Raw genomic sequence first — 8,339 nt, 5'->3', positions numbered from 1 at the left:
CTGTCGCACAATCTTTGTGCGGTATTGCCCTTACGAAAACCAACGATTATGTCTGTTTACCGTCCGCTTTCTTTTTCTTTTCAATTTCCGCCTTTTTGGCTGCAAATTCCTTGTCGTCCAGAATGCCCTGCTGGTGGAGTGCCTCCAGTTTTTCCAGCAGCTTCTCCGGAGAGTCGTCATTTGCCTTGTCCTTGGTACCGGACTTCAGCTTCACGCGTTTTTTCGCCTGCTGCTGTTCCCGTTCCTTTTCAGCTTCGATCTCTGCCAGCATTGCAGCATACCGCTTGCGGTCACCGAACCAGAACAGCACGATCAGGATAATGCCGCCTGCCAGTGTGCCCATGCCGATCCACCACCCCGGCGGTGTGTAGGTCATGGTCACGGTATGTTCTCCGGCAGACAGCGGCACACCGATCATGGCATCTACGATTGCTACCTGATCGACCTTCTTGCCGTCTACCTTCACGGTCCAGCCCGGCTGATCCGGAATGGAAGTCATCATGATCTGACCGTCTTCTGCGGTAATGGTACCAGTCAGCTTCCGGTCGTTGCTCTTTTTGGTGTCGATCTGCCACTGATTCTGCTTCAGAATGTCAACATCTTCTTGGAATACGTCCGGATGATAGGTGTAGAACAGGAAATTCTTGACAATGGTGAACTTTTCCTCATTGGCAATGGTCATACGCAGGGTGATCTTCGTGCCCGGCTCAAAGGTACCCAGACGCAGAGCAATGTAGTTATCGCCCTCGAAGTATTCGCCCATAGACTGGAAGCCGCCGTTGTTCTTGGCATATTCATCGGCATCTTTCCAAGTGAAGTCGCCGCTGTTAGATTCCTTCCAGCCGTTTTCTGCCTCGCTCCATTCGCTGTCGTTCCATGTGGACATCCACAAGTTGACTTTCTTCTGGAACTCGGTCTTGAAGTAGATGTAGATCGGTTCGTTGGACTCTGCCACCAAGTGGAAGTCCACAGTGGGGTCGCCGTCGCCGGTCACGTCATACTTGGTCTGTTCGCCGTAGGGGCTTGTGGTGATTGCATCGCTGACGATCGGATTTTCTGCCAGATTCAGCGGTGTGTAATACTCGTGCCAGCTCTGGAACTGTCCGTTTTCGTCAAATGTGGTCTGTCCGCTCATGGTGCTCATGAAGATGTTCTGGCTGTTGAACGGATTGTCGTTGCCCAGATGATCGATCTTCTGCACATCCTCGTCTACCATGTAGCCGATAGACAGAGCGTTGGTATTTTCATAAGCGGTAATGGTCTTTGCAGTACCATTTTCGTTGGTATAGTCGTATGCCCAGCGTGCTTCATATGCCGGATTCAGACGGCGGTTCTGATCACCGCTTTCCCCGCGGTCCAGCACATACTTGATGCCCAGCAGAGAGTCCGCAATTTCGGTGTTGCCGTCATAGCGGGTATAGTAGCTGTGCATGCAGTAACCCAAGGTTTCAATGAAATTGATGGCACGGGTGTTCATAACAGAACTGGAGTGCGAGATACCTTTCAGTCCGAATGCCGCATTATCGTTGACACAGCGGAAGAATGTCTTTTCCGCACGGTAGAAGCCGTCGTCCTTTTCCTCCAGCATCTGTGTTGCCGCACGTCCGTTCTGCACGTAGTTCTGATAGGAGGCACGGGTGGAGTATGCCACTTCCTTGTCGATGTCCTTCATGGAATCTACAGCGTTATAGGTTGCTTCGCCGCCTACCATGATCAGCATCATAGTGGTCAGGGCAACGCTTACGCCACGCTTGCCCTGCGTGATCTTTCCGCCCAGCATGAAGTACAGCAGGATCAGGTAAATGCCCATGAGTGCCGCAGAGATCCAGACAGCACCCTTTGCCATCTGGTCAAATTTCAGACCGGCAACAATGGCAATGATGACCGCCATTATCACTGCCGATCCGATCAGGTGCTTCTTTTCGATGCCGTCGCGGTTTGCGAATGCAGTTGCCGCCATGGTCAGGAACACAAAGGACAGCAGGAATGCATAGCGGAACGGCAGCCAGTTCGGCACCTGTCCGCCGTGCCACATCATGTCTATCGGTGTGATCAGCATGCACATTACCATCACAGCGATCAGCAGAGAATACCCGATCTTCTTTTTCCGGTTGACCTTTTTGTTCAGGTAGAACAGAGGCAGCAGAACCAGTGTCAGCAGACCGCAGTAGATTTCCGGCTTGCCCTGTACGTTTACAGAGTCATACTGTGCCGGCAGCAGCTGCGGGAACATGTCCAGCAGGTCGCACAGGAACACCAGCAGCGGCGAATCCTGTGCATTTTCCAGCAGTTTCTTGCTCAGCGGGAACGACTGGAACCGGAAGCTGTAGTCCGGATCTGTGAATTCGAACTTACCCAGTTTCAGAGCGTTGTACACCGGCAGCAGCATGAATGCCGCACATGCCAGTGCAATGACGGAAGAATACGCGATCCGTACAAACGCGGTGAAATAGTCATAACCCTTCCGCTTCTTGTCCGAGCCGAAGCACAGATAAAACAGGAAGTACAGGATCACGAAGAAGCAGATCATGTAGCCGATATAGAAGTTTGCCACACACATCAGTGCCAGCGGAATGATGAAATTCAGCCGGCGGCCGTCATCGACCAAATATTCAATGCCCAGCATGATCAGCGGCAGGAATACCAGACCGTCCAGCCACATGGGGTCGATCAGCTGGATCACGCCGTATGCCATCATCGCATACATGGTGGAAAAGAGCAGTGACGGGTACGGCTGTACGCCGCGGCGTTTCTGTAAGAAGTAGTTAAATGTTGCACCGGCTGCACCCAGCTTGCACAGCTGCATGATCAGCAGGCTGCTCAGCATGAATTTCTCCGGCAGGAGCATGACGATCAGCGTGAACGGGCTCGCCAGATAATAGCCAATAATGCCCATAAACTCGCCGGAAAGATTTCGCGACCAGTTGTAGAAGATGCTGCCGTCACCCCAGAACGCATCACGGAGTGCCTCGAAATAATACACATACTGTCCGTTCAGGTCCAGACAGAGCACGGATTCTTCGCCAAAGGGGTAGAGTCCGAAAAGGGCGTATGCCAGATAGGTCAGCACAGCCGGAATGGCAAAGGCGATGAGATAGATCCGGTTCCGGACGATCCATCTGCCGATTGCAGAGATGACACTGCCGGCACTGAAACTGCGTTTCGCAGTCTGTGGGGCAGCTTGGATTTTGGTGGTTGCCATGAAAGTCCTCCTTAAATGATAAGATGATCGCCGGATCCCAGCAACAGAATCCGGAAAGTGTGTTCCGCCGTTCCCCTCCTGCGGACAGAACAACAGATACCAACATTATAGCACAATCTTTCCCGTTTGGCAAGCCCTTTTTATGCAAAAAACACGGAAAAGTACGAAAGCCATATCCCAAAATCCATAAAAACCACGAAAGCCGCCTGCCCTGCAAAATTTCCCTGCAAATGCAAAAATGCCCCGCACAGCACAACGCTGTACGAGGCATTTTCAAGGGAATGCTATTCTTCGTGCGGTACCGCTTTATGCAGTCTGGGCAAATTGTGAACGATACAGATCGGCATAGAATCCGTTCCTCTCCAGCAGTTCTTCGTGGGTGCCCTGCTCGATGATGTCCCCGTCCTTCATGACCAGAATCATATCGGCATTGCGAATGGTGGACAGCCGGTGGGCAATGATAAAGCTGGTTCTGCCCTCCATGAGGTGATCCATTGCCTTTTGAATCAGAATTTCTGTACGGGTATCCACAGAGGAGGTCGCCTCGTCCAGAATCATGACCCGATTGTCCGCCAGAATGGCACGGGCAATGGTGAGCAGCTGTTTCTGTCCCTGTGAAACGTTGCTGGCATCTTCGTTCAGTTCCATCTGGTAGCCGTCCGGCAGCTGGCGGATAAAGCTGTCCGCATGGGCAGCCTTTGCGGCGGCAATGACTTCTTCATCTGTCGCGTCCAGTCTGCCGTACCGGATATTCTCCATAATGGTACCCTGAAACAGCCATGTGTCCTGCAACACCATGCCGAAAGATTCCCGCAGCTTGTGGCGGTCGAAGTCCCGCACATCATGGCCGTCCAGCAGGATCGCACCGCCACTGACATCATAGAACCGCATCAGCAGCTTCACCATTGTGGTTTTTCCGGCACCGGTGGGGCCTACAATGGCGATCTTCTGTCCGGACTTTACCTTGGCACTGAAATCGTGGATCACGCACTGCTCCGGCTGGTAACCAAAGGAAACATGCTGAAAATCAACATTACCCTCCACGTTTGCCAGTTCCAGCGGGTGCTCTGCTGTCTGCACTTCTTCCGCTTCTTCGAGGAATTCAAAGACACGTTCGCTTGCCGCAGCCATAGACTGCACCTGATTGAGTACCTGTGCGATCTGCTGCATGGGCTGGGTGAAGTTCTTCACATACTGGATAAACGCCTGAATGTCACCAATGGTGATCGTGCCGCGAATCGCCAGCAGACCGCCGGACAGTGCCACAGCGGCATAACCCAGATTGCCCACGAACATCATGATCGGCTGCATCAAGCCAGACAGAAACTGGGATTTCCATGCGGAGTGGTACAGGGTATCGTTGGTTTCCTGAAACTGCTGCACCATGTCCTTTTCTTTATTATACGCCTGAATCACTGTGTGGCCGGCATAGGTTTCTTCCACTTGTCCGTTGATGTGTCCCAGATATTCCTGCTGCTGCTTGAAGTACTTCTGGGATTTTTTCACCACCAGAGAAATCAGAGTTACGGAAATCGGGAGAATTACCACAGCGATCAGAGTCATCAGCGGCGAGATACGAAGCATCATTACCAGTACGCCGACCATAGTCGCCACGGAAGTAATGATCTGGGTGATGCTCTGGTTCAGGCTCTGTCCCAGTGTGTCCACGTCGTTGGTGATGCGGGACAACACTTCGCCGTAGGTACGGCTTTCAAAATATGCCATTGGCATGCGGTCGATTTTTTCCGAAATGTCTTTCCGCATGCGGTAGCAGACTTTCTGTGTGACACCGGTCATCAGCCAGCCCTGCACAAAGCTGAACAGAGTACTCAGCAGATACAGTCCCAGCACAAACAGCAAAATCTGTCCGATCTTGGTGAAATCAATGCTGCCAGTTCCCTGAATCTTCGCCAGCAGTCCGTTGGAAAGTTCCGTGGTCGCCTTACCCAGAATGTCCGGTCCGATCACGCTGAACACGGTGGAGGCAATTGCACACAGAATTACCACGGCCACTGCGGCATGATATTGCTTCATATATGCAAACAGTTTGCCAATAGAGCCTTTAAAGTCCTTCGCCTTTTCTACCGGCATCTGTCCGCGTCCGCCCATACGCCGTCTTTCATTCGCCATCTGTCATCGCTCCTTCCTCCGGTGTTTCCTCCAAGCCCAGTTCCGACGGGGAAAGCTGGGACTTGGCGATCTGCTGATATACCTCACAGTTCTTCAGCAGTTCCTCATGGGTGCCCTTGCCGACAATTTTGCCTTCTTCCAGAACCAGAATCTGGTCAGCATGGAGAATGGTGCTGATTCGCTGTGCCACGATGATCATGGTGCTGTCCTGCACCTGTTCTCCCAGTGCCTTTCGCAGAGCCGCATCGGTTTTCAGATCCAGTGCGGAGAAGCTGTCGTCAAAGACGAACACTTTCGGGTGCTTGGCAATGGCTCTGGCGATAGTCAGACGCTGTTTCTGTCCGCCGGAAACATTGGTACCGCCCTGTGCAATGGTACTGTCAAACCGGTCGGGCTTCTCTTGGATAAATTCCATTGCCTGTGCAATTTCCGCCGCCTGCTGTACTTCTGCATCGGAAGCGTCCGGATTGCCGAACCGCAGGTTGCTGGCAATGGTACCGGAGAACAGCACGCCCTTTTGCGGAACAAAACCGATCTGCTGCCGCAGTTCTTCCAGCGGCAGGTCACGCAGTTCCACGCCGTCCAGCGTAATGCTGCCTGCTGTGACATCGTACAGACGGGGAATCAGGTTCACCAGTGTGGACTTGCCGCAGCCGGTGCTGCCGATGATCGCCGTGGTCTGGTTGGGCTTTGCCGTGAAGCAAAGGTCTGTCAGAGCGTTCTCCTCCGCATGCGGATAGCGGAAGCAGACATGATCAAAGGTCAGCACGCCCTTGCTGTCCTGCAAATGTTTCGGCTGTGCTGTTTCCTGTACAGAGGTCTTGGTTTGCAGCACTTCGTCAATACGTTTGGCTGCCACAGAACCACGGGGCAGCATGACGGACATCATGGTCAGCATCAGGAACGACATGACGATCATCATCGCATACGTAATGAATGCAGTCATAGAGCCGACCTGCATAGAGCCGCCGTCAATGCGGTGAGAACCGACCCACACGATCAGAATGGTCAGGCTGTACATGATCAGCATCATCACCGGCATCATGAAGGTCATGACACGGTTGACAAACAGGTTGGTCTTGGTGAGGTCGCGGTTCGCCTTGTCGAAGCGTTCTTCCTCGGTCTTTTCCCGTCCGAACGCCCGAATGACGGACAGTCCGGTCAGGATCTCACGGGAAACCAGATTCACCTTATCCACCAGCACCTGCATTTTCTGGAACTTCGGCATAGCGATCGCCATCAGCACGCCGACGATTCCCAGAATTACCAGCACTGCCAGTACAATGACCCAGCCCATGCCGGCTCCGGTGTGTACCACTTTCAGAACGCCGCCAATGCCCAGAATCGGAGCATACAGCAGCATTCGCAGGAAAATCGCCGTAACCATCTGCACCTGCTGAATATCATTGGTGCTTCGGGTAATCAGTGAAGCAGTGGAAAACTGATCCATTTCCGCACTGGAAAACTGCATGACACGGCTGAACACCTTGCCGCGGAGATCACGTCCGACACCGGCACCCACGCGGGAAGCCACATAACAAACACAAATCGCCGCAGCCATCATGGCAAATGCCATCGCCATCATCTTGCTGCCGGTTCGCCAGAGATAGCTGGTCTGGATCTTGTCTATGTCCAGCCCTGCGTCTTTGTCACACTGCACCGCATAGGCAACGCCCATAGACTGTACCAGCGAATCCCCCATAGTGTCCAGCATATCTTCCAGCTGGGAACGCATCTGGGTGACTGTATCTTCATTGAGCTGTCCGCTCTGCTGCATTGCCGCAAACACGGGGCGGACATCGACACAAGTCACTGTGGACGAGTTGCCGTCGCTGTCCTCCTCTGTCCGCTGAAACGGTTGCAGTTCTACGCCCATGGCAGCACCGAGTTCCTCCACGGTCATCTGCTCCATCTGAGCCGCCGCGTTGGGATCGGTCTGCTGCTGTGCCAGCATCTCCCGAAAGCTGTCCTCACTCATCATGGACATCTGATAGTTCAGCAGCACCGGTACCAGCAGGTCGCTGTCCAGTTCGTCCAGATCTTTGCCCGACAGACTTTCCTTTCTCTGTTCTCCGTCATAGGCATTCTGCCACTTCTGTTTTTCGCTTTCCGTCATGAAAAGCTGGGCGTTTTCGAATTCTTCTGCCGTGATCTGTTCCGGCAGAATGTGTTCCACGCCGCTGTTCTGGATTCCGGTGTCAATAATATCCGAAGTGTACTGCGGCAGGGACAGGTCACAAAATGCCTGTACCACCAACAGCACCAAGATCAGCAACACGGAACTCCAGTAGGGTTTCAGATTTTTGAAAAGTTTACCCATTGGTCGCGCTCTCTCCTTTCATTTCCTCCAGTTCCTCTGAGGCCGCCGCATAGAGCCGCTGAAGCAGTTCCATCAGCTGGTCGGCTTCTTCCTGTGTAAAGCGTTTCTGAATCCCCCTGTGAAAATCCTCCAACAGCTGATTCGCCCGCTGCACCTCTGCCTCGCCGGCAGCCGTCAGTGTCACATAGGTATTCCGCCGGTCAGTGCGGCATACTTCGCGGCAGATATAACCGTCGTTTTCCAGCCCACGCAGCGTGCGAGAAACTGCCGGCTGGGGCACGTGCATCTTCTGTGTCACCATAGACACCGTGCTGCCCTCCGGATTGGTTTTCCGCTGTCCGGCAATTACAAACATCACCATATACTCCTGTCGGGACAGCGGCAGCAGCGAAAACAGATTCAGACTGCGAAACGCATTTATCACCCCGAAAAATGTTTTTGCATCACACTTCAAGTGTTCCACCTCCTATTTGTATTCAATAACATTGTTATGAAATAACTTTGTTCTATTATAACGCATGCTATTTATTTTGTCAAGGGGATTTTGCAGTTTTCATCTGCCTGACACAAAAAAAGTGCATTCCGCCAAAGCACAGCAGAATGCACGAAAAAGTTTTATTCAATTTGTTCAGAACCACAAAAATCCGAACGAGTTCTTAAGGCAATACCGCACAAAGATTGTGCGAC

At 52.6% G+C, this 8,339-nt stretch carries 4 protein-coding genes; all 4 read right to left on the bottom strand.

The genetic code is table 11. The annotated features are described in order from the left end of the window. Window positions 1-46 precede the first annotated feature (46 nt). Window positions 47-3,202: a YfhO family protein gene (locus RUMCAL_RS11815; protein ID WP_021683147.1), complete on the bottom strand. Its 3,156-nt coding sequence runs from the start codon at window positions 3,200-3,202 to the stop codon at window positions 47-49. Window positions 3,203-3,508: 306 nt separating this feature from the next. Beyond that, window positions 3,509-5,332: an ABC transporter ATP-binding protein gene (locus RUMCAL_RS11810; RefSeq protein WP_021683146.1), complete on the bottom strand. Its 1,824-nt coding sequence runs from the start codon at window positions 5,330-5,332 to the stop codon at window positions 3,509-3,511. Continuing rightward, on the bottom strand, window positions 5,322-7,652 hold the full coding sequence (locus RUMCAL_RS11805) for an ABC transporter ATP-binding protein (RefSeq protein WP_021683145.1): 2,331 nt from the start codon (window positions 7,650-7,652) through the stop codon (window positions 5,322-5,324). The genes RUMCAL_RS11810 and RUMCAL_RS11805 overlap by 11 nt, the downstream gene beginning before the upstream one ends. Then, window positions 7,645-8,106, bottom strand: coding sequence for a MarR family winged helix-turn-helix transcriptional regulator (locus RUMCAL_RS14820; protein ID WP_051343849.1), 462 nt, complete (start codon window positions 8,104-8,106; stop codon window positions 7,645-7,647). The genes RUMCAL_RS11805 and RUMCAL_RS14820 overlap by 8 nt, the downstream gene beginning before the upstream one ends. Between the last annotated feature and the right edge of the window lie 233 nt (window positions 8,107-8,339).

The organism is Ruminococcus callidus ATCC 27760 (genome assembly GCF_000468015.1).
Taxonomy (GTDB): Bacteria; Bacillota; Clostridia; order Oscillospirales; family Ruminococcaceae; genus Ruminococcus_C; species Ruminococcus_C callidus.
The sequence above is the reverse complement of the archived record's forward strand: the minus strand, read 5'-3'. Positions and strand labels throughout refer to the sequence as shown.

Bases quoted from the DNA above. Each gene is read 5' to 3' on its own strand.
- RUMCAL_RS11815 (WP_021683147.1), bottom strand. From the start codon at position 3,202: ATGGCAACCACCAAAATCCAAGCTGCCCCACAGACTGCGAAACGCAGT.
- RUMCAL_RS11810 (WP_021683146.1), bottom strand. From the start codon at position 5,332: ATGGCGAATGAAAGACGGCGTATGGGCGGACGCGGACAGATGCCGGTA.
- RUMCAL_RS11805 (WP_021683145.1), bottom strand. From the start codon at position 7,652: ATGGGTAAACTTTTCAAAAATCTGAAACCCTACTGGAGTTCCGTGTTG.